Annotated in this window: 1 protein-coding gene; it reads right to left on the bottom strand. The window is 64.5% G+C overall.

Features of this window, described 5'->3' with window-relative positions:
* Positions 1–34: 34 nt before the first annotated feature.
* Positions 35–1,213, bottom strand: a complete 1,179-nt coding sequence (locus tag J1M81_RS25640; protein WP_152530502.1) for an IS30 family transposase — start codon at positions 1,211–1,213, stop codon at positions 35–37.
* Positions 1,214–1,471: the final 258 nt, after the last annotated feature.

Genomic DNA, 1,471 nt, shown 5'->3' with positions numbered 1-1,471 from the left:
GGCGGATTCTAGGGGTCCTCGCAACACCTGATGGTCAGATGCCTGTCAGTAGATCACGTAAACGCTCGGCTGGAGTTTTCCAGCCGAGCGTTTTGCGTGGACGGGAGTTGAGGCGGTGGGCAACGTTCTCGAGGTCGGTGGCGCTGTACACGGACAGGTCCGTGCCTTTGGGGAAGTACTGGCGTAGCAAGCCGTTGGTGTTCTCGTTCGATCCGCGTTGCCATGGTGAGTGTGGATCGCAGAAGTACACCGGCACCCCGGTGGCGACGCTGAACTGCTTGTGCGCTGCCATCTCGCACCCTTGGTCCCACGTCAGTGAACCGCGCAAATGCGTTGGGAGAGAACCGATCAGAGGAACCAGAACGTCCCGGACCTCCTCTGCAGTGTGCCCGCCGGGGAGGTGACCGAGAAGCAGGTACCGGGTAGAACGCTCGACCAATGTCACGATCGCCGACTCCGATCGAGTACCGACGATCAGATCACCCTCCCAGTGCCCGGGCACGGAGCGGTCGGCGACCTCCGCCGGCCGCTCGGAGATCATCACCATCGCATCGACGAATCGTGAGGTGCGCTGCTCGGGTGAGCGGTGCTGTACGCGGCGAGTACGTCCGGTGCGCAATGCGGCAGCAACTTCTCGGCGTAGTCCGCCGCGCGACTGTACGTAGATGGCCTGGTAGATCGTTTCGGTGCTCACACGCATCGCCTTGTCATCGGGGAAGTCGACAACTAGAGCGTGGCAGATTTGCTCGGGCGACCACTGCAGGGCGAGTTTGCCGGCGACGTAGGACCGGAGCGAACCCTGTGCCGCCAGCTTCGCCGGTTTCGGCCGGGCACGCGAGATAGCCCACAGCCGATGTGCCCGGTGCGGGTGGTACTCGTCGGCGATGCCGTAGGTGTCGATCTCGCGTTTGACGGTCGAGGCCGCCCGGCCGAGGCGGCGTCCGATCTCACGCAGCGAACACCCGGCTCGACGCAGGTCGGCGATGTGTTCACGGTCGGTCACCGTCAGATACCGAGGGTGCAGTGTGGACTCGATGCGGGCCAGCGACGGCCTCTGAGCAGCGGTGACGAACGTTGTCATACCGGTTTTGTAGTCGATACGTCGACCATCCGGGTGCAGGCGCGCACCACCGATCTTGCGGATGCCCCCGTCCCAGTCCTGCGCGGTCCGGAGGTGGACCCCAACCTCCCGAGCAGCCTCGCGCCGCGAGATTCCCGACGAGCGGAGTTCCTCGTATCGTCCCCGACCCGAATGCTCGGCCCGGCCGCTCTTTCCGCGCCCTTGCACACCCGCCTGACGAACCCACCCGAAGGCAGTGTTCCGGTTCACCCCGACACAGCGTGCGGCCGCGCTGACATTCCCGTCCTCACGGTCCAACGCCTCGAAAAACCGCACCTTCAACCCAGCACATGCCACGATCCCCGCAACTCCCTCAAATCGAGGGTGTTGCGGGGATCGTTAGAACCCGCC

It is taken from the genome of Rhodococcus sp. KRD175, assembly GCF_017168275.1.
In the GTDB taxonomy this organism is placed as follows: domain Bacteria; phylum Actinomycetota; class Actinomycetes; order Mycobacteriales; family Mycobacteriaceae; genus Rhodococcoides; species Rhodococcoides fascians.
The sequence above is the reverse complement of the archived record's forward strand: the minus strand, read 5'-3'. Positions and strand labels throughout refer to the sequence as shown.